The organism is Halobacillus sp. BAB-2008, from assembly GCF_000328325.1.
Taxonomy (GTDB): domain Bacteria; phylum Bacillota; class Bacilli; order Bacillales; family Halobacillaceae; genus Halobacillus.
Genome location: NZ_ANPF01000007.1, coordinates 16330 through 39031 on the forward strand (window position 1 = coordinate 16330; position 22702 = coordinate 39031).

The 22702-nt window shown below is 47.1% G+C and carries 22 protein-coding genes and 1 pseudogene; 1 reads left to right on the plus strand and 22 read right to left on the minus strand.

The features are described 5' to 3' along the window. Positions 1-9 precede the first annotated feature (9 nt). The 7 genes and pseudogenes from D479_RS02355 to D479_RS02385 form a co-directional block, all read right to left on the minus strand. Positions 10-852, minus strand: coding sequence for an SDR family oxidoreductase (locus D479_RS02355; RefSeq protein WP_008633229.1), 843 nt, complete (start codon positions 850-852; stop codon positions 10-12). Further along, positions 852-1895, minus strand: a complete 1044-nt coding sequence (locus D479_RS02360) for a mannonate dehydratase (RefSeq protein ID WP_008633230.1) — start codon at positions 1893-1895, stop codon at positions 852-854. The genes D479_RS02355 and D479_RS02360 overlap by 1 nt, the downstream gene beginning before the upstream one ends. Before the next feature lie 14 nt (positions 1896-1909). Beyond that, positions 1910-3307 (minus strand): glucuronate isomerase, encoded by a 1398-nt coding sequence (gene uxaC / locus D479_RS02365; RefSeq protein WP_008633231.1) that lies wholly within the window; start codon positions 3305-3307, stop codon positions 1910-1912. Positions 3308-3322: 15 nt separating this feature from the next. Further along, positions 3323-5713: a glycoside hydrolase family 31 protein gene (locus D479_RS02370; protein ID WP_008633238.1), complete on the minus strand. Its 2391-nt coding sequence runs from the start codon at positions 5711-5713 to the stop codon at positions 3323-3325. Positions 5714-5736: 23 nt separating this feature from the next. Beyond that, positions 5737-7034: pseudogene (locus D479_RS02375) on the minus strand (TRAP transporter large permease). 11 nt (positions 7035-7045) lie between these two features. Further along, on the minus strand, positions 7046-7495 hold the full coding sequence (locus D479_RS02380) for a TRAP transporter small permease (protein ID WP_051989365.1): 450 nt from the start codon (positions 7493-7495) through the stop codon (positions 7046-7048). 251 nt (positions 7496-7746) lie between these two features. Further along, complete coding sequence (locus D479_RS02385; RefSeq protein ID WP_026578104.1) at positions 7747-8754, minus strand: TRAP transporter substrate-binding protein; 1008 nt, start codon at positions 8752-8754, stop codon at positions 7747-7749. A gap of 125 nt (positions 8755-8879) precedes the next feature. Between D479_RS02385 and D479_RS02390 the strand changes: the two genes are divergently transcribed. After that, complete coding sequence (locus D479_RS02390; protein ID WP_008633247.1) at positions 8880-10040, plus strand: ROK family transcriptional regulator; 1161 nt, start codon at positions 8880-8882, stop codon at positions 10038-10040. 105 nt (positions 10041-10145) lie between these two features. Here D479_RS02390 and D479_RS02395 read toward each other — a convergent pair whose 3' ends face one another. The 15 genes from D479_RS02395 to D479_RS02465 all read right to left on the minus strand — a co-directional run bounded on the left by D479_RS02395 (position 10146) and on the right by D479_RS02465 (position 22685). After that, entirely contained in the window at positions 10146-10571 is a 426-nt protein-coding gene (locus D479_RS02395) for a GNAT family N-acetyltransferase (RefSeq protein WP_039870549.1), read from the minus strand. 5 nt (positions 10572-10576) lie between these two features. Continuing rightward, the gene (locus D479_RS02400) at positions 10577-11311 is read right to left on the minus strand and encodes an SDR family oxidoreductase (RefSeq protein ID WP_081594769.1); all 735 of its coding nucleotides are present in this window, start codon (positions 11309-11311) and stop codon (positions 10577-10579) included. Between the two features lie 343 nt (positions 11312-11654). Beyond that, on the minus strand, positions 11655-12725 hold the full coding sequence (locus tag D479_RS02405) for a peptidyl-alpha-hydroxyglycine alpha-amidating lyase family protein (protein WP_008633253.1): 1071 nt from the start codon (positions 12723-12725) through the stop codon (positions 11655-11657). Positions 12726-12870: 145 nt separating this feature from the next. Next, on the minus strand, positions 12871-13914 hold the full coding sequence (locus D479_RS02410) for a Gfo/Idh/MocA family oxidoreductase (RefSeq protein WP_008633256.1): 1044 nt from the start codon (positions 13912-13914) through the stop codon (positions 12871-12873). Next, entirely contained in the window at positions 13911-15017 is a 1107-nt protein-coding gene (locus D479_RS02415; protein ID WP_008633259.1) for a Gfo/Idh/MocA family oxidoreductase, read from the minus strand. The genes D479_RS02410 and D479_RS02415 overlap by 4 nt, the downstream gene beginning before the upstream one ends. Before the next feature lie 25 nt (positions 15018-15042). After that, entirely contained in the window at positions 15043-15864 is an 822-nt protein-coding gene (locus tag D479_RS02420) for a carbohydrate ABC transporter permease (RefSeq protein ID WP_008633261.1), read from the minus strand. Beyond that, the gene (locus D479_RS02425) at positions 15861-16814 is read right to left on the minus strand and encodes a sugar ABC transporter permease (RefSeq protein ID WP_008633264.1); all 954 of its coding nucleotides are present in this window, start codon (positions 16812-16814) and stop codon (positions 15861-15863) included. Before D479_RS02425 ends, D479_RS02420 begins: the two co-directional genes overlap by 4 nt. A gap of 51 nt (positions 16815-16865) precedes the next feature. Next, positions 16866-18131 carry an extracellular solute-binding protein gene (locus D479_RS02430; RefSeq protein WP_008633266.1) on the minus strand — a complete coding sequence of 422 codons (1266 nt, stop codon included), beginning with the start codon at positions 18129-18131 and terminating at the stop codon, positions 16866-16868. Positions 18132-18158: 27 nt separating this feature from the next. After that, positions 18159-18923 (minus strand): sugar phosphate isomerase/epimerase, encoded by a 765-nt coding sequence (locus D479_RS02435; protein ID WP_008633268.1) that lies wholly within the window; start codon positions 18921-18923, stop codon positions 18159-18161. A 111-nt stretch (positions 18924-19034) separates the two neighbouring features. Next, entirely contained in the window at positions 19035-20054 is a 1020-nt protein-coding gene (locus D479_RS02440) for a LacI family DNA-binding transcriptional regulator (protein WP_008633270.1), read from the minus strand. A 156-nt stretch (positions 20055-20210) separates the two neighbouring features. Beyond that, positions 20211-20615: a hypothetical protein gene (locus D479_RS02445; protein WP_008633272.1), complete on the minus strand. Its 405-nt coding sequence runs from the start codon at positions 20613-20615 to the stop codon at positions 20211-20213. Next, entirely contained in the window at positions 20612-20932 is a 321-nt protein-coding gene (locus tag D479_RS02450; protein ID WP_008633274.1) for a hypothetical protein, read from the minus strand. Before D479_RS02450 ends, D479_RS02445 begins: the two co-directional genes overlap by 4 nt. A gap of 11 nt (positions 20933-20943) precedes the next feature. After that, on the minus strand, positions 20944-21786 hold the full coding sequence (locus D479_RS02455; protein WP_008633276.1) for a metallophosphoesterase family protein: 843 nt from the start codon (positions 21784-21786) through the stop codon (positions 20944-20946). An 11-nt stretch (positions 21787-21797) separates the two neighbouring features. Then, a complete protein-coding gene (locus tag D479_RS02460; protein ID WP_008633278.1) occupies positions 21798-22310 on the minus strand; it encodes a DUF6141 family protein in 513 nt (170 codons plus the stop codon). A gap of 156 nt (positions 22311-22466) precedes the next feature. Continuing rightward, positions 22467-22685 carry a helix-turn-helix transcriptional regulator gene (locus tag D479_RS02465; protein ID WP_008633280.1) on the minus strand — a complete coding sequence of 73 codons (219 nt, stop codon included), beginning with the start codon at positions 22683-22685 and terminating at the stop codon, positions 22467-22469. Between the last annotated feature and the right edge of the window lie 17 nt (positions 22686-22702).

The following is a 22702-nucleotide window of genomic DNA, read 5'->3' on the forward strand; positions in this document are numbered from 1 at the left end:
CCGTTCCTCCTAGACTCCAGAATATGCTGAAAAACCACCATCAATCGGTACAACTACTCCGTTGACAAAGCTGGATGAGTGGCGATCCACAAGCCACAGTAACGTCCCAATCAGTTCTTCCGGCTCTCCAAAACGATCCATTGGGGTTTGGGATATGATTTTATCTGCCCGCGACGTGTAATCGCCCGTTGTATCTATTAACAGGTCTCTGTTTTGGTCCGTAAGAAAAAATCCAGGGGCTATCGCATTCACGCGGATCCCCACTTTAGAAAAATGAACGGAAAGCCATTGCGTAAAGTTACTGATCGCTGCTTTTGCCCCGCTGTAGGCAGGTATTTTCGTGAGAGGAGTGAAAGCGTTCATGGATGATATATTAATGATGGTCGCGCCATCACGCTCCACCATGCCCTCGGCGAATACTTGTGTCGGAATCAGTGTACCCGAGAAGTTCAACCGGAACAGATCATCGACAGCCTCGGTGTCCAAATCAAAGAATGTCTGAGCGTCAGAATCACTCATATCTAAATATTCCTGACTCGTCGTTGCTTTGGTATGATTTCCACCTGCGCCGTTTATCAAAATGTCGACGCTTCCCCATTCCTTGAAAATTTCGTCCCTTGTTTCTTGTAACTCGCCTTTATTTAAAACGTCAACACTGAAACCCTTTGCTTCTCCTCCGGACTTTTGAATCTGTTCCACCGTCTTTGTAATCTTTTCTTTATTACGTGCAAGAATGGCAACCTTTGCTCCGCACTCAGCGAGGGATTGACTCATAATCGCTCCAAGAACACCGCTTCCCCCTGTTACCACTGCTACTTTATCCGTTAAATCAACTTGAAATGGCAGATGCATCATTCTTCCTCCATTCTTGCGATTGTATCAAGAATGCCGTTCAGGTAAGAGGCCCCCAGTGCACGGTCAAACAATCCATAGCCAGGCCGGCCTTCTTCTCCCCAAATCATGCGTCCGTGATCGGGTCGAATCGGACCCACAAAACCGTCGTCTACTAATTTTTTCATGACATCAACCATAGGAAGAGAACCATCATGAATTGAATGAGAGGTTTCCTGGAAAGACTTCTCCCCGGTCCACTTCACGTTTCTCGCATGAACGAAATGGATACGGCCTTTGGCTGCTTCCAAAATATCAAATAGATTATTGTTTCGATCCGCTCCATAAGATCCCGTGCAGAAGGTGATGCCGTTAGAAGGACTGTTCACTTTCTGTAATAAATAGGTGATATTCTCCTCATTTGTGATGATGCGCGGTAAACCGAATATCGACCATGGTGGATCATCCGGATGGATAGCCATACAAAGGTTCTCTTCTTCCGCTACAGGAATGATTTCCTCCAGGAAGTAGATCAGATGATTCATCAGTTGGCTTTCTTCCATACCACGATAGGCTTCCATGATAGATTCAAGTTCAGAAGTTTGATAGGAAAGATCCCAGCCCGGAAGAACCAATTCCCCACTCAGAGGATCAATGGAGCGCGCCTCTTCTTCGGAATAGGCTAAAGAAGTGGATCCGTCCGGGAGGCTTTCATGTAAATTCGTCCGTGTCCAGTCAAAAACCGGCATGAAATTATAGCAGATGGTATGGATGCCGGCTTTCTTCAAATTCCTCAGCGTTTGTTGATAATTCTTTATATAACGATCCCTTGCAGGACGGCCCAGCTTGATATCTTCATGAACGGGTACACTCTCTACCACATTCCATTTAAGTCCAGCTTGTTCTATGACTTCCTTCAAATCCATTATCCGCTCATATGGCCATATTTCTCCTGCAGGGATATCATAAATAGCGGTAACAATGCCTTCCATCCGGGGGATTTGTTTAATGTTCTCCAACGTCACCGGATCCTCGTGGTTGTACCAGCGAAAGCTCATTTCCATCAGATCACTCCTCTCTATAAATTAAAGTAGCGCTTTGCGTTGTAATAGGATATATCCTGCACATAGCTTCCCAGCCATTTCGAATCTGCAGGCACTCTTCCTTCCTCCATCCATCGCCCGAGCAGGTTACAAAGAATCCTCCGGAAATACTCATGCCTGGAAAAGGACAAGAACGAACGGGAATCTGTCAGCATGCCGATGAAGTGCCTTATCAGTCCGACATTCGCAAGAATCTTCATCTGATCTTCCATTCCATCAATATGGTCATTAAACCACCAGGCCGTACCGAACTGGACTTTCCCCGGGACGCTTCCATCCTGAAAGTTTCCAGCCATCGTTGCCAGGATATAGTTATCTCTTGGGTTCAGACCGAAGAGGACGGTTTTCGGAAGGGTATCCTCATATTCCAGAGAATCAAGGAACCTTGACAGGGCATCCGCCAAAGGAGCATCCCCGATAGAGTCGTATCCGGAATCCCTGCCGATAGCTTCAAGCATTTTTGTATTATTATTCCGAAGCGGACCGATATGTAACTGCATCACCCAGCCCCGCTTGGAATAGTCCGCAGCTAAATGAAGAAGCGTCCTTGTTTGGTATTTTTCTACTTCCAGATCCGTCAAAACGCCACCATTCAAGCGCTTCTGATAAATCCTTTCGACCTCTGCTTCTGTACTCTCTTCATAGAACATCCGGTTCAGTCCATGATCCGATGCACGGCATCCGTGATGATCGAAATACTCTATCCTGTTGGAGAGAGCAGTAAGGAAGTCTTTATAAGTATTAAGGTTTTCATCCACTACTTCTCCTAGTTTCTCTGTCCAGCTGATAAACCCGGCACCAGCGATATTAAGTGCTTGATCCGGACGGAAGGAAGGAGCGACTTTCACATCCAACTGTTCCTTTGCTATCCATTGATGAGCAGATAAATCATCGGTCGGGTCATCGGTCGTACCGAGAAATTCCACTCGATCCTTTGCCAAAAGGCTTCGAACCGACATACTCTTTTCTTTCAATGCGGCATTGGTTCTTTCCCATATGTCGTCGGCCGTCTCCGGTGAGAGGAAGTCATGAATGCCAAAGTAGTTTTTTAATTCCATCTGCGTCCATTGGAAGAGAGGATTTCCTAATGTATTCGGCACTGTTTCTGCCCAAGCATCAAATTTCTCTTTCTTGGATGCGTTCCCTGTTATGAAGTGCTCCTTTATCCCGTTTGCCCGCATCAACCTCCATTTGTAATGGTCTCCGGACAACCAGACATCCGTAATGGTCTCAAAGCTGCTGTCATCCGCTACTTCCTGTGGAGGAAGGTGATTATGAAAATCGATGATCGGCATGTCCCTGGCATAATCATGGTATAACTCTTTCGCATAAGCGGTGGTCAGTAGAAAGTCATCAGTCAATAATTGCGGCATATCCAATCCCCTCCTCTATTTATTTAAGTTCCATTGATACGTATGTTCCGTCAATCGCTCTCCATTCACTTCTATGGTCCGCTCCTCTGTTTCAGGGAAGTAAAGATTCACAGATTCATATGGAGGTCGGTACTTCCCTTCCAGTTCTACATGTACTTGAACCACATCCGGTGTTGTTTTCATTACTGCTTTAATCCAACTGCAGTTTCCTTGTTCGTACTCCATCGTTTCTCCGTCATCCTCATAAACCTTCCTTCTGCTCTCACCTGTTTCCTTAGAAGGAAAAATCAATAGTCCCCGCTCGTCCTTATCTTTCGTTGCGAAAGTCACGGCACCGTCTCGAATCGGGAGCACAGATCCACCTTGAGCAAATAATGGAACGGTATGGATGGAAACAGGAAGAGTTAAAGACTGCCCTCCTGCATGCCATATGTGAGAGGCAATGTCATACCAACCATCCTTATTTTCAGGAAGGTACACCGTTCTTTCTTTCTGCCCCTTCTCCATCACATTAGCAACCAACAGATCTTTACCTACTAGGAAATCATCGCTCTCCTCGAACGTATGCGGGTCCTTCTCGAAATGGTAAAAGGTCGGAGTCAACATTGGCTGATGTTCTGCATGAGCTTGATATAACAGGTGATAGAGATAAGGCAGCCACTTGACACGTTCTTTCATCCAATAGCGGATCTCCTCCACGTGTTCTTCGTACATCCAGGGAACGTTGACCGTTTTGTCGTCGTTCCAGGAGTGAATCGTAAATCTTGGATGGAAGATACCATTTTGTATCCAGCGGATAAATAACTCCGGTTCCGGAGCTTTCCCTGCAAATCCACCCACATCATGACCGAAGTTGTATATCCCGGAAAGGCTAAGACTGAGGCCCATCTTCTGGTTGTAGCGGATAGTTTTCCAATCGGTATAATTATCTCCTGACCAAGTCTGCACATAACGGTGCATACCAGGGCCGCCTGATCTGGATATCAAATAAGGACGCCTTTCTGGTGCATACTCTCTCTGCGCTTCATAAGATGCTTTCATCATCAACAAAGTCTGGATCGGTTTTAAAAGAGATACCGGCACCTGCTTACCGAAACCGTCCGCCAGTGCTCGTTCATCCCATATTTCATATTCGTTGTTATCGTTCCATGTAGAATCAATTCCATAAGCAAGCAACGTTTCTTTGACACGATCCTTCCACCAGTGAACCGTTGCTTCATTCGTAAAGTCCAGGTAAGATCCAAGCTCATCCCAAAACTGGGAGACCTCCGGATTTATTCCGGTGTAATCTTTGATGAAGAGCTGCTGGTCTTTCAGTTTTTCATACTCCGGGTGGTCAACAAGCAGCGCTGGTTTAATGTTGGCACATACTTGGATACCGTGATCATGAAAATGGTCGTTCATTCCCTGCGGATCTGGAATTTTGCTTTTGTTCCAGTGGAATACATAACGCTTATCTCCGATGGATGTATATCCGGAAGACAACTGAAAGGAATCGCAAGGGATGTCGTATGCTTTACAGGCCTCCACGAACTTCTTCAGTTGATCCTGAGCATCCGGTTCATCCGTATAGGTCATCGTAGAACCTGAATAACCGAGACTCCATTTTGGAGGAAAGATAGTCCGGCCGGTCATCCAGGTGTAGGTTTCCACCACATCTTTGATTTCGGGACCAAGAATGAAATAATAATCAAGGTCGCCATTCTTGGCATGGTAATAGCGGTACAACCCATGGTAGTTGTCCAGCTCCGCCCCCATATCAAAGGTGCTGTCAGAGTAATTATCGTAATAAATCCCGTAAGAACTTTCCGTTACCGGAGAATGCACCAGATAGAATGGAATATGTTTGTATAACGGGTCTGTATGTTGCGCATCGTATCCCATGGCATCGATCGTCCGCATTTGGTACCTTTTATGGTGTCGGTCCATCCTTCCGCCTTTTTCTCCGAGCCCGTAGTAATGATCCCGGGCATCGCGCTCCATATAGTGCGATACCCCTTCTCCCAGCTGCTTACTGAAGTTATAGCTTTGTGTTTTGCGGTCTCCGGCTATTTTCCTCCAGCTGTCATGATCCTTCTCATACCAGTCGATACAGAATCCATCCATATGAATGACTGCTTTTAAGGAGTTAGTCCATACCTGAACCGTCCCTTCTTCTTCTTTCACATCGTATGAAGGTAAAGAAAACGGAGATAAGTCAAAACGGTCCCGCCCCGCAAAAGGAACATCCTCCATGCCAGGCGCAATTGTCCACGTTTGCCCCAGACTATGAGCAGATTCCATCCGGTTGTACACACGGAAAATCCGCTCCTCTAAAATATATAATTGGACGATATTGTCTTCTGCCTGAAAGGTTAATACATTAGGCTTCTGTTCGGTTAAGCAAAAAGTTAATGTTGATATCATTCTTCTTTACTCCTTTCCTCTCATCAAGTGAGTCCGAATAAACGCGGCAGCACCATACTGATCCACGGAATGTATGTGATAAGCATCAAAGCAATAATTAAAGCTACGAACATTTTGGTCAGCGGCTTAAGAACCGATTCAATAGACACATTGGCGACACTGCATCCGACAAACAAAGCACTCCCTACCGGCGGGGTCATAATACCGATACACAGGTTGAACACCAGGACGATACCGAAATGCACAGGATCCATGCCGAGCTGCACCGCAATCGGAAGGAAGATCGGTGTGAAGATCAGAACGGCCGGAGTCAAATCCATGAATGTTCCTACAATAAGGAGGATAATATTCATAATTAACAATATAATGATTGGATTCTCAGATGCCTGTAATAATAGATCTGTTATGGCTGTTGGTATCCCGGTAAAGGCCATGACCCAGGACATGATGGAGGAAGCTCCAACTAAAAACAGGACGATTCCGGTCATTACTACTGTTTCTGTCAGTATCCCAGGGATGTCCTTCCACTTAATTTCCCGGTAAACCGCCGCCAGAATGACCGAATAAAGAACGGCCACCGCAGCCCCTTCCGTTGCAGTGAAAATTCCAGCGACTATTCCGCCGATAACGATAACAATCAACAAAAGACTCGGGATAGCATCCAGGAATACTTTCACCCCCTGCGAAAAACTGGGGCGTTCTGCAACTGGATAGGATTGCTTCTTCGCAATGAAGTAAGCAACAATCATGACAGAAAGACCCATCAAGATGCCCGGCAGGTAACCTGCAATAAATAAAGCCGATATCGATGTTCCTCCACTGACCAGAGAGTAAAGGATTAAGACGCTGCTCGGTGGGATTAACAACCCTGCCGGAGAAGAGGCAATATTAACAGCCGCCGAATAGGATTTGTCATACCCCTCTTTCTCCTGCAGAGGCGTCATTACTTTACCAATGGCTGCTGCGGAAGCAACGGCAGAACCGGATATCGAGCCAAACAGCATGTTCCCGACAACGTTGGTGTGTGCCAAAGAGCCCGGGAGACGACCTCCGATCAGCTTGGCAAGATTGATCAACCGGATGGCAATACCACCGTTGTTCATAATGCTTCCAGATAAAATGAAGAAAATGACGGCAAGCAGAGAAAAGCTGTTGATCCCCTGCACCATCTTCTGAGCTGCTGTAAATACAGCTACATCCATCGGGACGACCAGAAGAGCAGTAACAAAGGAGGAAACACCGATTCCTACTGAGATAGGAACACCGATGATTAATAGTAGAAAAAAACACCAAAAAGCACGAGAGAAGCTTGTAGAGCTATATCCATATTCTCTACACCTCACCTTTCAACTCTTGCTGATATTCTTTCAGCAGTAATAATTTATAAAGGACTACGAGCACCCCGCTGATCGGCATAATAGAATAAACGTAACCCATCGGCAGATTCAGAATCGGAGTCGTTTGACTCATCGTGATGCTTACTACTTCCATCCCGCCTTTCACCATAATCAAAAGGGCAAAAGCAAGGATAAACAGATCATTGATGATACGAAGCATTAAACGCCGCTTCCCTTTAAACTTGTTCTTCATAAAGGTGATTGCTAAGTGTTGATTGGAACCAAAGGCATAGGTGGCCCCGAGAATGGACGTCCATACAAGTAAAAAACGCAGCAGCTCCCCCGTGAACGTGCTGGGCGCGCTGATTAAGTAACGGCTGGCCACTTGCCAAAGGGCTCCAAGAACAAGCGCTATAGTAAAAACTGTTGTTACGGATAAAATTATGCGGTCTAATGTTTTTTCACTTTATCTACCATTGGTATCTCCTTCCTCCAATCTAACGCACCGTCAGCCCGTACTTCTTTTGGTTGAACCGAACTTCATATCCAACAAGTATCGTGTAACACACCACAATTGAAATCGCTTTCATAAGTGCGTGAATTTTATTTATCAACAGATACCTTATGTAGGAAGCGTGAAAGCCTGACCGTTCTATACCAACAAGCTTTCACGTTCCAGTTAAACACTCCAAACATTTATGGCTTTAATGATTCAATTTCTTCCATTACTTCAGCCATCTTCGGATCTTCTTTAAATGTATCGTGCATCGGTTGGACAGCTTCAATAAATGGTGCCTTGTCTACATCGTAAAATTCCACGCCCATCTCTTCTGCTTCCTTCACCGCTTCTTCAATAGATTTATCCCACATTTCTGTATGGTATGCTGTTGCTTCCTGTGCCGCTTCCTGGAAGGCTTTCTGCTGATCTTCTGTCAGCCCTTCCCATGTTTCCTTGTTAATGATCAGAACATCAGGAATGATTGTATGTTCGTTGCGCGAGAAAACCTTTGCTACTTCTCCATGTTTTCCTGTCGTTAAGGCCGTTTCATTACTCTCGGCTCCGTCAACCACTCCTTGTTGAAGCGCCGTATAAATTTCTCCGTAAGGCATCGGCGTCGGTGTACCTCCGAACAACTCCACCATTTCAATGGCACTAGGGCTGTCCATCACGCGTACCTTCACACCTTTTAAATCTTCCGGCTTTTCTATTGGTGTATCCTTTGTATAGAAACTTCTAGCACCGGAGTCAAAGTAACCAATTCCGATAAACCCTTTTTCTGCCGTCGATTGATATATACTATCCGGAACGTCCGACTCCATGACCGCCCGGTAATGATCTTTGCTTTCAAAAAGGTATGGAAGGGAGAAGATAGAGTAATCGGATGAGAAGCTCTCCAATGCTCCTGCACTTACCTTCGTCATATCCACCGCACCACTTTGCAGCTGCTCCAGGACTTCTTTCTCTCCACCAAGCACTCCATTGGCGTAAATTTTCACTTTCACTTCTCCATTCGTCTTCTCATCTACAGACTCCGAAAATTTTTCCAAAGCTTTGTGTATGGAATGCTCCTCACTCATGTTATGTGCTAATTTCAACTCTTTCGTTTTACTGCCGTTACCTGAAGCTTCCTCCGAATTACCACATCCTGCAAGAAGCAGCAAACTCCCAACCAACATTAATGACCAGACCACAACCTTCTTCAACACTTCCACTCCCTTTCCTATTCTGATGGCGCTTTCAAAACTTTGTTTGTTTACACAACAAACTGTTAGCTATATAATAAATTTAAAGATTGAATATTTCAAGACTTTTTTGAAAGGGTTTTCAGATGAATACAGCAGATGCTACTTATATCAAGGCTTTAAACAAGAGAATATTGATTGAAAAAATTATTGAGAACCAGTCCATCTCTAGAATAGAGCTGTCGCGAATCACTGGTTTAAATCGCTCGACCGTATCTGCACAGATTAATCAAATGATGGAGGAGGAACTGGTGCTCGAACGTTCCCCGGATGTGTCGAGAGGCGGAAGAAAAGCGATTTTACTGCAGATGAATGAAAATGCAGGATTCACTATCGGTGTAGATATCGACTATCCCAGCACTCAAGTACAAGTAACCAATTTACTTGGAAAGCCGATCCGTACTTACCATATTGAGATGAAAGAAAAAGGATCAGGAGAGAACATCGAGCACATCATACAATCCCTACAGACGATTGCCAAGGAATGCAAAATTATGGATTCTCCAAAAGGTCTTGTTGGCATAGGGGTAGGCATCCACGGCATCGTCCATAATTCCAATGACGTGGTGTACACGCCGAAATTGGATTGGATCGACGTTGAATTAAAAGACGAAATGCAGAAACATTTTAACGTGCCGATATTCATCGATAACAACGCAAACTTAACGGTGTATGCAGAGCAGGTATTTAACCATCCCCTGCCGGATTTATTTACCGTTACCATGTATTCAGGCATTGGACTCGGTATATTGGAGAACAATCGAATCTATCGTGGATATCAGGGGTTTGCTGGAGAAATCGGTCATATGATCGTGGAAAAAGGCGGCCTGCCGTGCCCTTGCGGAAATCAAGGCTGCTGGGAGCTGTATGCGTCGGAACGGGCGTTAATCAGAGCATTGAACGATAAAGGCGTTCCTATTGACTGTTTAACCACAATAGATGATTCCGTTTGGCAGGATCATCCTGAGCTTTTGACAAGGTTCCTCGATTACTTGGCGATTGGATTGAATAACATCATTAACATCTTCAATCCGCAAATTACAATTTTGAACAGCGAGTTCCTCCTCCATCACCAGGAACTGCTAGAACACCTGAAACAACGTTTGACATCTAAGATTAATAATTATGATGCGATTCTTACGTCTTCACTGGGTAAGGATGCCTGTTCCTTGGGAGGAGCCATGCTCGCGTTAAAAAATTACTATCAGGTAGAAACGCTGAACTTGAAGGCCTATAACTATTTTTAATCCAGGACGCTGACATATGGAGGTGGCTGACGTTACAGGAGAACTGCCCGACATTCCCATAAGCGGATCCATAAAAAAGCCAGCCGTTCAGGCTGACTTTTTTTGCTATAAAGTCTTCTTAAATACAAAACTAACTTGATCATAGCCCATTTTATCCATGTAAAACCGGTGGGCGTCTTTGCGCTGGAGACCGGATGAGAGAGCCACACTCTCATACCCTTCTCCAACAGCCCAGTGATGGACGGCGTTTAACAGCTTCTCGCCACAGCCTTTCGAACGGTGCTTTTCGTCCGTCACCAAGTCACACACCCACACGAATCGTCCATAGTAGAGTGTCGTCATCGGTTTCACTCCCGCAACGGCCACGATCTTTTCGTCTTCCATCCACGCAAAAAGACGGTAGCGGTCCACTCGCTGCGCTTCTGTCACCAAATCGAGGTAAGCGGATTCGGTAAGATGAGTCCGGAGCTGTTTCATGACGGGAAAAGCAGCGATAATCTCCTGTTTGGAAACCAATTCTTTCACCTTCATCCTCCTTATCTCAAATAGCCGCCATTGTTCAGATCGAACGTCGCACCAGTATAGTGCCTGGCCTTCTCCGACAAAAGAAAAACGACCGTATCTGCCACATCCTCAGGAAGAACCGGCGTATCAATCAGTTCACTTGCCAAATACTCCTCCACTCTCCATGCAGGGATTTGACTCATCATCGGTGTCTGAACGATGGTCGGGGCAACTGCGTTAACCCGGATGTACGGAGAGTAATTGATCGCACAGCTTTTTGTTAAGCCGATCAAAGCGGCTTTCGAGAGACCGTAAATGGCATCCGTGCTGCCGTCCAAAGCGGATACACTCGACAGGTTGACGATCGATCCTCTCCGCTTCGACTCAAATAGACATTTACCGAATAACTTGGAAAAATACACCGCCCCTTTAATATTGATATCAAGCACGCGGTCTATTTCCTCCGGTTCATATTGCATTATGTTTTTTGCAAGATAAATGCCGGCATTGTTGACTAAACCGTTCGTATCTGGATGTTCTTCTGTAACATACTCAAAGAACTTCTCCACCTCTTCATATTTACTTATATCCAGTCGATAGGTATACAGACGTTCCTTACCTCCCATGGATTGTTTCAAATCATACAATGCGTCCTCCTTGATATCACAAGCAATGACGGCGGTCTGTTCCTGAAGACAATGGTTAACAATTGCCTTTCCGATTCCGGAGGCAGCACCAGTGACAATGACTTTTCCACTATTCCACACACGTTCCATCTCCCACTCCTGCATGTAATAAATTATCAAAATTGGTAAACACCATCATTATACTATCTCCAAAATTGGTTTACATTTATTTTTCTGAAAAATATTCTAGGAAAAAATATCCTATTAATCTTAATGAAGAGAGCATCTTCCTTAAAAAGCTCAAACGACGAGTGGAAAGAGCCCATTCATAATGAGAAGAACAGCTATATCTAAATAGTAGTTCTGCAGAAAACAGGATTTATAAATGAAAGACATTAAAAGACCGTCCTCTCATATCAGGAAGACGGTACATAGTTTATAATTTAATGGCTCGAATAACGTTTTCTCCGGCACCTATCTTTTTTTATTGTTGAGGGGTAAAGGTGACCAGCCTGCTGTTTTTTAAATCTGCAACCAGTATGTCTCCGTTTGGAAGAACAGTAATATCATGCGGGATTTTCATTGCTCCTTGACCAGACCCCCATTCACCAAACCGTTCTAAAATTACGCCTTGTTGATTCATGATGACAACTTGATTGGATCCTTTCCCTCCATTCTCATATAATTCATTCCCGCCGTCAGCAATATAAATCTTGCCATCTGAACCTGCATCAATACCAAAAGGCCGCCCCAGTTCGTCCTGGGTCCAGGTTTCTATATAATTCCCATCCTTCGCAAAAACCTGTACTCTCGCATTGCTCCGATCAGCTACATAGATGCGTCCATTTTCATCATGTGTGATACCGTGAGGAAGATGAAATTCCCCAGATTTCGTTCCCCTTTCATTACGTTCCCACTCAAGTTTTCCATTTTTATCAAACTTAACAATCCTGTTGTTACGGTACCCATCGCTGACCACGAAAGATCCGTCCTCCATAACGGTAACATCCGTCGGACGAGCAAACGTGTACGCATCCATTCCAGTAGGAAACCCCGGAAGAACGTTACGTATGCGGAGAGCAGATTCCATATAAAACGGGTAATCAGAACCAAATGTCCGTATCATTTCCCCACTAGAATTGAATTGAAAAACTTTGTTTTGGAGAATATCTGTAATCCAAACATTATCCTTGGAATCGATCTCAATTCCATGAGGAGACTGAAATATGTTTCTCCCCCATCTTTCCTTCACTTCCTTCGTCTTTCCGTCAAGTACGATAACAGCAGGTTCTTCTACTAAGGACTTGTCACCAAAAGAAGAGCTTCCCCGATGTAAGTAATAAATATCTCCCTTTGAGTTGACGGCAACTCCGCTGGCCTCTCCCGCAAGCTGTTTGTCGCTCTCTGTTCTCGGCCATAATACCTCGTTATCATAGAAAGAAGCAGCCTCTTTTGGTTCAATAGATCTTTTGTATATAGGTTCTATATTTCCCATTCCCCACCATAGGAAAACGGCACATATAGAAATAACTAGAATGATAATGTATCTTTTCATTTTTTCTCCCCCTGTCTTTTCCCCTTACCTACTTTAGCGGGCCAAAGAGAATATTACGACAGGCTGCGGTTTTAATTTATCTAGGACCAGAGACGTAAAAAGAAGAGAGCGGATTCCTCTATTTCTAAGGAAACCGCTCTCTTCTTTATTTCACCGGCACCCGGCCAGTCACTTTCACCACTTTTCCCGTCTCACTCGCTTCCAGGGCGGACAGGATCACTTCTAATGATTTTCTACCTTCTTCCCCGGTAATCAAAGGTTCACGATCATGAAGGATGGAGTCAATGAAATGATCGATTACATGGGTCGTCGTCTGACCGCCTTCCTCATTCGTCTGGATTTTATCCAGTTCGAAGTTCAGGACTTCTCCGGTCTTGTAGCGGATTCGGAAGGAATAGTCCGGGTCGTTCTCAAGCTCCATGACCCCTTTCTCGCCGTATAAGACGGTAGCATTGTCCCCGCCGGCAACGTAGGACCAGCTGGCAGTCAGTGTCCCGATGATACCACTGTCCATCTTCAGGATACAGACGGCGTTATCATCCACCTCGGTGTTCTCTTTGGCAGTCGTCTGGACGAATGCACTTATTTCATCGACTTCACCGAGCAGGTAGCGGATCAGGTCCGCTTTATGGACGCCGAGGTCCCCCATCGCGCCGACGAACGCTTTCTCTTTATCGAAGAACCAGCTGTCTGCGCCGTCGATGCTCCAATTTTCCGGACCGCCGTGGCCGAAGGTCGTCCGGAAGCTGTAGATTCTGCCGAGCTCTCCGTCCTCAAGCATCTGCTTCGCTTTCTGGTGCGAAGCGACGAAGCGCTGGTTATGAGCGACCATCAGCTTCTTCCCGTTTGCTTCGGCAGCGGTGATCATCGCCTGTGCTTCCTCGCTGGATACAGCCATCGGCTTTTCACAGAGGACATGCTTCTTCGCTTCCAGGGCAGCAATGGTTACAGGGGCATGCAGAGCATTCGGGAGGCAGACGCTGACTGCATCTATATCCGCCCGCTTCAACAGTTCTCTGTAATCGAAGAACGCCTCGGCGCCGTATGATTCTGCTACAGCCAGCGCCCGGTCGTTGATGACATCACAGACCGCAGCGATTTCTACATTCGGATTCTTTTTATATTCCGGCAGGTGGCGCTTTTGTGCAATACTGCCGCAGCCGATGACTCCAACTCTGATCTTATTCATGATTGATTCATCCTTTCACTCATTTGATAACTATCTTCACGGAGCGGCGACGGAGTCACCGTACTTGTAAGATCCACCTTCTTTCCGGAATCAGAAGAAGTATGGAAGGCATGCATCGCTTCCAGGACATGATAGGCAAGAGACCCATGCGTTCGGAACGGCGTCCCGTGCTTGATCGCCTCCGCCATATCGGCAAGACCGATTCCGCGGCTGTTCTCTGAATAGACCGATGGAACGGAGACTTCCTGCCAGACATCTTCCCCTCGTTTCTTATAGGAAACAGGGCCCCCGAACGTGTTCGGGTCCGGCACTTTCAAAGCCCCTTCTGTTCCGTAAAGCTCGATCAGCGAGCCTTCCGCCGGTGCTGCATCGAAGCTCATCGTTAAGGTGACAAGAGCCCCCTGTTCCATTTCGAGGATACCGGAATAGTGGGTCGGGGTTTCGACAGAAAGGACTGTCCCCTCCTTCGGACCACTTGCAATTGGACGTTCCGCGGGGCTTGTCGTCGCGACAGCCATGATGGACTTAATCGGACCGAGCAGCTGGATAAGGGCAGTCAAATAGTAAGGTCCCATATCAAACAGCGGCCCTCCTCCTTTCTGGTAAAAGAACTCCGGATGGTGGTGCCAGCGTTCCGGGCCAAGATTCATCATGAAAGCGAGGCCGGACAATGGAATACCGATTGCTCCTTTCTCCATAAGCCCCTGACAAGTCTGGAGGCCTGCACCTAGGAACGTATCCGGAGCGACACCCACCTTCAAATTCTGTTTTTCCGCAAAGGCGAGGATTTCTCTTCCGTCTTCCAATGTGACGGCAAGGGGCTTTTCGCTGTAAACGTGCTTCCCGTTTCGAAGCGCTCCCATCGTAATTTCCTTATGAACGAGCGGCGGTGTCAGATTGATGACGACGTCGACCGCTTCGTCCTCCAACAGCTCCGTTACCGTGAGGGCGCGCTCGACGCCGTAAGCCTCTGCTTTCTCACGAGCGCGGTCCAGATCGACATCGGCACAAGCGATGATATCGAAGCTCGCAAATTCCTGACTATTTTTCAAATAAATATCGCTGATCGTTCCACAACCGATTATTCCTGCGCGAATTGTCATTTCTTCCACCTCTTCTTTCTCTCTATTATTCTTTCACGGCCCCGCCGGCAAGTCCCTTCACGACTTTCTCCTGAGAGAATAAGTACACGATCAGGATGGGAAGACTGGCAAGGGTAAGGGCTGCCATCAAGCCTGGGACGTTGACAGAGAATTCTCCTTTAAAGTCTTGGAGACCAAGCGGGAGCGTCATGTTCTCAGGACTTGAGATCAGCACAAGGGCAAAGATGAACTCATTCCATAAGTGGATGAAGTTGTAGATCAGCACCGTCATCAATGCCGGAGTCAGCATCGGCAGGATCACCCGCCAGAACACGCCGAAGTGGGTACACCCATCCATCTTCGCTGCTTCTTCGAGCGATTTCGGAATTTCCTGCATGAATTGGGTCAGGATGAAGATAGATATCGGCAGACTAAAGGCGATATACGGTCCGAGCAGCGCCCAGATCGTATCATATAGGCCGATGTTTTCCGTAAACTTGAAAATCGGGATCAGCGTCGCATGGATCGGCAGCATCATCCCGGAGATGAAAAGCAGGAACAGAACGCGGTTGAATTTGAATTTCATCCGGCTCAGCGGATAACTCGCGAGTGCTGCAATGAACATGACGATGCCGACAGCAAGCACGGAAATCAGAATACTGTTGAAGAAGTAACGGGTCAGCCCCATTTCGAACACGGCGGCGAAGTTCTCTAAGTTGAAGGAAGAAAAGAAGGCAAACGGCTTTTCAAAGAAATCGGCCTGCGTCTTCAATGCCGTCGAAATCATATACAGGAACGGAAAGCCGGTGAAGACGAGCAGAAGAATGGCAAAGACATATAACGGAATGCGCTTGAAAGTCGCTGTCATAGCAGTGCTCCTTTCTTTTTACGATAGAAATCAAGCATCTGAATGATGATGGTCACAATCAAAGCGATGAAAAACATCAGGAAGGCGATCGCACTCGCATACCCCATATTGAAATTGACGAAAGCCTGTTTGAACATATAGGTGCCCATCAGCTCGGTCCCATGGTTCGGGCCGCCGCCTGTCATGATATAGAAGATATCAAACGCCTTCAGGGAACCGACGATAGCGAGAATAGAGCTGCTCACAATAGTCGGCATCAGCATCGGCAGCGTGATATGGATGAACTTATGTAAAGCGTTCGCTCCGTCCATCTTGGCTGCTTCATACAGGTCTTCCGGAATACCGACGATCGCCGCTTTGAAGAGAATCATATAGAAAGGGGCGAACTGCCAGACGACAACAAGCAGGACGGCGAACATGGCGGTGTCAGCTTGACTGAGCCAGGCGACGTTTTCTACACCGAAGAGGGACACGATATTATTGACGATACCGTTAATCGGATCGAACATGAGCACCCACAAGAGACCGATGGCGACCGTCGACATGAGGAAAGGAAAGAAGTAAACGCTGCTCATGAAGCGGATGCCTTTGACCGGAGCAAACAGCATCAAAGCCATTAACAGACCGAGTGGAATTTGGACGAATACGGAAACGAGAACGACCCACGTATTATTCGTCAACGACGTCCAGAACACCGGATCCTGGAACAGCTGTACATAGTTCTGCAAACCGACGAACACCATCTCACTCATACCGTCCCATTCATACAAACTATATTGGAAAGTAGAAAAAATCGGATAAAGGACGTAGACGGCATAAACGATGAAGGCTGGTGCGATAAACAACAGGATGGTCATCATATCCCTGGACTTGACGTTTTTCGTCTTTTCTTTCGTTCGCGAAGCTGCTTTTGATTTGGCTCGTGCCACTTTGTTCACATGTGTTTCCACAAGATCCCTCCTTTTTAATAGAAGGAAAGGGGGAAGCCCCCCTTCCTCCTTTTATTCCAGTACTTCCTTCGCTTTCGCTTCCATCTTCTCTGCCGCTTCTTCCGGCGTCATCTCCAGTCCGAAAACAGCCTGGGTCGTATCTTTATGAAGCTCGGCAAGCTCTGGAGGAAGAGTTTGGTCGTAAGGCATCTGCAGGTGGGTCGCGCCTTCCACTACTTCATGGAATTTCTTCGTGAATTCATCATTCGGAACCACTCCATTGATGGAAGTAAGGGAACCGGTGCGGTCCGCGTATGCCTGTGCCGTTTCTTCACTTGTCAGTTCCTGAATTAATTCTGTAGCAAGATCCGGGTGTTCAGAGCTTTCTGATACCGACCATACAGGACTTGCGGAAGCTCCTAGATCCGTGACGGATCCTTTGCCGCCTTCCACTTCCGGAAAGACGAAGAAGTCGAGCTTCTCTTCGAATTCAGGTGCTTCCATACGGACATTGTTCAGGAAGGAAATCGTCATATCCATCATGGCCGCCTGACCGGAATACAAAAGCTGACGTCCTGTACCTTCGTCGTAAGGTACTCCGTTAAAGCCTTCATTAAAGGCATCGTTCTTCACCATTTCCTGTATGTACGTTCCCGCTTGTACATACCCCTCATCGTCGAACCCTTTCCCTTCTCTATGGAAAGCGCTGTCAAAAAGATCCGTACCCGCTTCTCTGCTTGCGAAGTTCATGAGGTAGTATGCGCCTGGCCATTTTGTCTTGTTGGCAAGGGCGATTGGAATGATGTCGTTCTCATTGAGCGTATCGTTGATTTCAAGCCATTCCTGGTATGTCTTCGGCTCTTCCAATCCATATTTATCAAAGATTTCTTTGTTGTAGAAAACGACGTCGATGGAGAGCCCAAGTGGCAGGCCGTACACTTTGTCCTCGTACATCGAATTCTGAAGCGCCAATTCATTAAAGTGGGACTTGTCGACGTCCTCGGTTACATCCAGCACTTTTCCTTGATCAACGAATTGTTTCAGCCAGCCGCCGCCCCAGCTGTTGAATACATCAGGCGGGTTGCCGCCGGACATGGCAACAGACAGCTTCTGCTTATACGCATCGTTTGGAATCCGAAGGACTTTAACCTCGACATCCGGGTGCTTCTCCTCAAAGCGCTCGACTGCTTCTTCATACACCTTCTCCTTCTCGCCGGGATCGATGTGCCAGAACTCAAGCACCTTCTTCTCGCTTCCTCCTGCAGAATTGGAAGAACCGCTGCACGCAGTCAGAATCAAAACCAAGAACAACATCATTAACATCGCCAGTTTCTTCAATAGAACCGCTCCTTTATAATGATTTGATCAAACGGATGTCACGTTTTGTTTCTGCAGGTACTGGAAACTTTCCGCAATGCTATCAAGCGGGGACTGCTTCGATTGATCCTGTTCTACGATCCACCATTCCACCCCGTTCTTTCCGCCGAGTTCAAGCACGCGCTCGATATCGACACCGCCTGTTCCAAGCTCTGCGAAGAACTGCTCTCCATCTGTCGTCATATCCTTCAAGTGGACGAGTGGCGTCCGACCCTGGTAATTCTCGAGCCATTTGGCTGGTGATTCTCCCGCTTTCGTCAGCCAGTAAATATCGAACTCCGCCTTCACCCACTCCGGATTCGTCTCTTTCAAAATATAGGCAAGCGGTGTCGTACCGTCCTCCCATGCTTCAAGCTCGAAGTCGTGGTTGTGATAGGAAAGCGTGATGCCTGCTGCATGAGCTTTCTCCCCTGCTTTATTCAACACGCTTACCAAATGCTCGTAATGTTCCTTCGTCCGCTGCTCCGGAAGCAGGTATGGGCAGACGATATGCTTGCTTCCAAGGATTTTCTGCTCTTCGATGACGCCGTCGATTCCCTCTTCCAGTACGTCGAGCGGAATATGACTGGATGCCGCCTTCAACCCGAGAAGGTCGAGCGTTTCCCGCACTTCTTCTGCCTGCAGGCCGCCGAGCCCGGCAAGCTCCACCCCGTCATAACCGAGGTCCGCCACTTGCTTCAGCACCCCCTTGAAATCTTTTTCACTTTCATTACGCAAGGTGAACATTTGTACAGCTACTGGAATCTTTGTCATTTGATACACTCCTTTATTTTGTTAATGTAAACGATTACAAAAAGGTTTTTAAAAAAGGATGATGATAGCTCACCCCGTTTGTAATCGATTACATTTTACTAACCAATGATATTACAGCGGGACTACCTTCTTTTGCTGCTTCGCCCCGCACGACTCACGGATCACCAATTCATCCGACAATAGATGCTCCATCTTCGTGACTTCTTCCCCGTTCAGCTTCTTCAACAGAAGCTCCATCGCCCGTTTCCCCATATCGAAAAACGGCTGCGCAATGGTTGTCAGAGGCGGATTGTACATGGATGCAAACTGGATATTGTCAAACCCGACAACTGCCAGGTCTTCCGGTACCTTCCACTCAACAGCAGACGCTGCATTGATCGCTCCAATCGCCATGTCGTCACTTGCTGCAAAGACAGCAGTCGGACGTTCGGCTTGGGAAAGTAAGGACGTCATATGTTCATACCCGGATTCATAGGTGAAGTCCCCTTCCCGGACGAACCGTTCATCGACGCCGAGGCCGTGCTCGATCATCGCCTGACGATAGCCTTCGTAACGAAGCTCGGACAGCGGCATGCGAAGCGGCCCTGAAATACAGGCAATTCGTTTATGGCCGAGGCGGATGAGATGCTCGGTTGCTTTCCAGCCACTCTTTTTGTTATCGATCGACACAAACGGTATGTTCGAAGATGCCAAATGAGCGGTCGCAAGCACGATTGGAAACTCGTTTGAAATTTCCAGCATCAGACGCTCCTCCATTTTAGGAGACAGCATGATCATCCCGTCTACCTGCCGCTGCTTCAAGTGTTCGACAGATCCATACTCGCTGCCGAACTGGTTGTTGGTATTGCGGAGCAGGACACGATATCCGTGGACAGACGCTTCTTCCTCAATACCGCCGACGATTTCTGCAAACACCGTGTTACGGATGTTCGGCACAAGGACGAGAATCGTATTCGTCTCCGTGCGTCGGAAATGCCTGGCCAGCATATTCGGCTCATAATTCAACTGCTCAATCGCTTGGTCCACTTTCGCTTTCGTCACCGGCTTTACCGCTTCGGGATTGCGCAGCACGCGCGATACCGTTGCCGTTGAAACACCGGCAAGTTTCGCTACATCACTCATCTTCGCCATAAGTAAGCTCCTGTTCCTGTGTCAAAATGTAATCGATTACAAACAGTGTAAGCGATTCGTTTTGGAAATGCAATACTATCCGGAAAATATTCTGAATTTTTAAAATGGATGTCGGGATTTTTCTTCCTCCATAAAAAAAGCCCGCTGAATGCGGACTTATTCCAACATATCAAGCAGCTGATTCGTCTCTTCGGCGTTCAGCTCGTACGCCTCCGACTCGTGTCCTGCATAGGTCAGCCGACTGCTCTCTCCATCCATCTTCCATTGCAGGCCGTTCGTTTCCCCGTTTTCATAGCGGACAAGCAGGTCATAGTCCGGTTTCGTTCCGTTCACGTCGATGTCCTGTTTGACGGCGACGGTCTCTTCCGTAATTTTCTCGAATCTGGAAACTGTCTCCTTCTGATCGAGTACCGTGAAATGATTTTCGTTCAAGCCGCCATAGCCTCTTGACTCCGACACGTCAATCGATGACACATCATCGAGCAGTGTCAACTTTTTCTCCGACGATTGACAGGCGATTAACGTGAGTAATAGGCAAAAAATTCCTACACCTTTCTTCATGATTCCCCTCCTGAACCGCTTCCCCATTGATCCATTGCCAGGAAAAACAGGGCCAGCATAATATTTAAAACCGCAAGCATGGCATAATGCGTCCCTTCCATCCACCCGAGGGAATAGAACAGGGGGAAGACCATCGTCTCCACCCCGAACAGACAGAGCAGGAAGCCGAATCTTTTTGCGAGCTTAGGCTCGTCTTTCGGATGGAAGGTGGTATGATAGCCGGCGATAAATGCAGTCTTTCCTTTCTTTGCGACAGATAAGCCGGTCCCACAGAGAAGAAGACCGATCAGCACAAGGAAGAATGAAATCCAAAACATCTTCTGCCCCCTTACGTCCAGTAATGCTTTTCAAAATAGGCGATGAGCTCCGCCTTCCCGCCGTTTTCTGCGTGAAGCTTATGTAATAGATCGTGATTGTGGGTATGGGTGACACCCGTTTCCCGGACTTCTTCATACAGGGAGAAAAACGGCAGTTTTTTCTCCCTGGCAATCGCCAGTTCCCGTTCCACGTCATAGGCAACTTTACGAAATCTTACATCCGCTATTCCATCTTCATCGATTTCAAGGAGGGCATACTGTGCCCTGAGGTCCCCGTTCAGTTTTCCCCATTTAAAAAAAGGCTGGCCGACGGTGCCGGGATTGATAATCAACTGTCCATTTGTACTGTAGCGCAGAAGCGGGTGATGGGTGTGCGCGTAAATCGCGACATCATGGCCATCGTCAAATAAGCGGTCAAACCCTTCCTGAGGATGGGAGGGCCACAGGTCTCCTCCGTAGTTCTTATCCGGCAGGTGGTGGCTCAGGCGGATATGCAGCTTGTTGACCTGTTTCGTCTGGACAAGCGGCAGCGTTTTTATCCGATCGATGTAGGAAGGATTCAATCTTTCACAAAGGTATTTCGTGAGTCGTGTAACGTAAAGATCCGTAGCATTCCCGATGTCTATATCTTTCTTCAAGACGTCGAGGAAGCCATCCTCCCAGTTGCCGCGGACATAGGCGGAAGTGCGTACCTGATCCAACTGCTCGAATAAGTCATCCGCTCCCGGGCCGGGCATGATCAAATCTCCTAGAAACCAATAGTCTGTTACCCCTTGCCGTTTCGCGTCCTGCAGCACCGCCTCAAGGGCGGTTCCGTTGCCATGGACATCGGCAAGCAACGCAATGATAGGCATAACGCTTCCTCCTAATCTATTCTCTTTTGAACTGCTGCGGCGAGTGCTTCTGCTTTCCGGGAACCGATCACCACGACTTCTCCCGATTTCAGTGTCAGCTCTACGCCTTCCCTGCCGCCGGTATTATAGAGCTTTTCTCCCGAAAAATTGACCCGGATACCCCATCCCCCGAAACGGACGAGGGACCGGACACGGATGGAAGAGACCTTTTCAATATCCGCATGTAGAAACTTCCGATATCTCAAGTGGAAGGGAAACAGTTTGACATACACGCCGTCGTCCCGGACCTGTGTCGTCATATTCACCTTTAAAGAAAACAAAGGAAGGAGGATTCCAAAAACTACCCAGGCAAGAATCAACCCGGAATCTGTCATCGGCTGATCTCCTAATGGAACACCCAACAAAATCTGCTGGATGAATGCATACCAAAAAATACCGGTAACCGTCCCGATTATCACGAAAAAGAACCACCTGCCGGGCCATTGTACTTCTTCATAGACGGAGTTCTTCTGTTTACCGTCCACCCATTAACCTCCAACACGTCCATTCCTTCATAAAATTTCCCCTTCCCCATTATGTACAAAGAGAACAAAACGTTCCCCATTTCTATATTTTAACAAACCCCATGTAATCTTTACATTCATAATATAGAATGTAAAGATCGCATGGGGGATTTCTGGTTATCTAATAACGTCCCGGTACTCAACGTTAAGAGCCTCGGCAATCAATTTAAGATCGATATTATTCCCCTCGTACCTATCAAAATCAGACGTTTCAATAGCATCGAGCTGATCGACGGTCAAATTTGACTTATCAGCAAGCTCCTTCTGGGTCATTCCTTGTTGCTCACGGATCTCCGCTATGCGGGTATATAGAAATCCTTCAATGTTTTTACTCATGACACACCCCTCCTTTC

What these genes read in the sequence shown, in the direction of transcription:
- D479_RS02465 (WP_008633280.1), bottom strand. Translation starts at nt 22,685, where the DNA reads ATGAGTAAAAACATTGAAGGATTTCTATATACCCGCATAGCGGAGATC.
- D479_RS02390 (WP_008633247.1), top strand. Translation starts at nt 8,880, where the DNA reads ATGAATACAGCAGATGCTACTTATATCAAGGCTTTAAACAAGAGAATA.
- uxaC (WP_008633231.1), bottom strand. Translation starts at nt 3,307, where the DNA reads ATGCCGCAATTATTGACTGATGACTTTCTACTGACCACCGCTTATGCG.
- D479_RS02405 (WP_008633253.1), bottom strand. Translation starts at nt 12,725, where the DNA reads ATGAAAAGATACATTATCATTCTAGTTATTTCTATATGTGCCGTTTTC.
- D479_RS02370 (WP_008633238.1), bottom strand. Translation starts at nt 5,713, where the DNA reads ATGATATCAACATTAACTTTTTGCTTAACCGAACAGAAGCCTAATGTA.
- D479_RS02455 (WP_008633276.1), bottom strand. Translation starts at nt 21,786, where the DNA reads ATGCCTATCATTGCGTTGCTTGCCGATGTCCATGGCAACGGAACCGCC.
- D479_RS02410 (WP_008633256.1), bottom strand. Translation starts at nt 13,914, where the DNA reads ATGAATAAGATCAGAGTTGGAGTCATCGGCTGCGGCAGTATTGCACAA.
- D479_RS02360 (WP_008633230.1), bottom strand. Translation starts at nt 1,895, where the DNA reads ATGGAAATGAGCTTTCGCTGGTACAACCACGAGGATCCGGTGACGTTG.
- D479_RS02355 (WP_008633229.1), bottom strand. Translation starts at nt 852, where the DNA reads ATGCATCTGCCATTTCAAGTTGATTTAACGGATAAAGTAGCAGTGGTA.
- D479_RS02415 (WP_008633259.1), bottom strand. Translation starts at nt 15,017, where the DNA reads ATGACAATTCGCGCAGGAATAATCGGTTGTGGAACGATCAGCGATATT.
- D479_RS02450 (WP_008633274.1), bottom strand. Translation starts at nt 20,932, where the DNA reads ATGTTTTGGATTTCATTCTTCCTTGTGCTGATCGGTCTTCTTCTCTGT.
- D479_RS02445 (WP_008633272.1), bottom strand. Translation starts at nt 20,615, where the DNA reads ATGAAGAAAGGTGTAGGAATTTTTTGCCTATTACTCACGTTAATCGCC.
- D479_RS02395 (WP_039870549.1), bottom strand. Translation starts at nt 10,571, where the DNA reads ATGAAGGTGAAAGAATTGGTTTCCAAACAGGAGATTATCGCTGCTTTT.
- D479_RS02435 (WP_008633268.1), bottom strand. Translation starts at nt 18,923, where the DNA reads ATGACAAAGATTCCAGTAGCTGTACAAATGTTCACCTTGCGTAATGAA.
- D479_RS02420 (WP_008633261.1), bottom strand. Translation starts at nt 15,864, where the DNA reads ATGACAGCGACTTTCAAGCGCATTCCGTTATATGTCTTTGCCATTCTT.
- D479_RS02440 (WP_008633270.1), bottom strand. Translation starts at nt 20,054, where the DNA reads ATGGCGAAGATGAGTGATGTAGCGAAACTTGCCGGTGTTTCAACGGCA.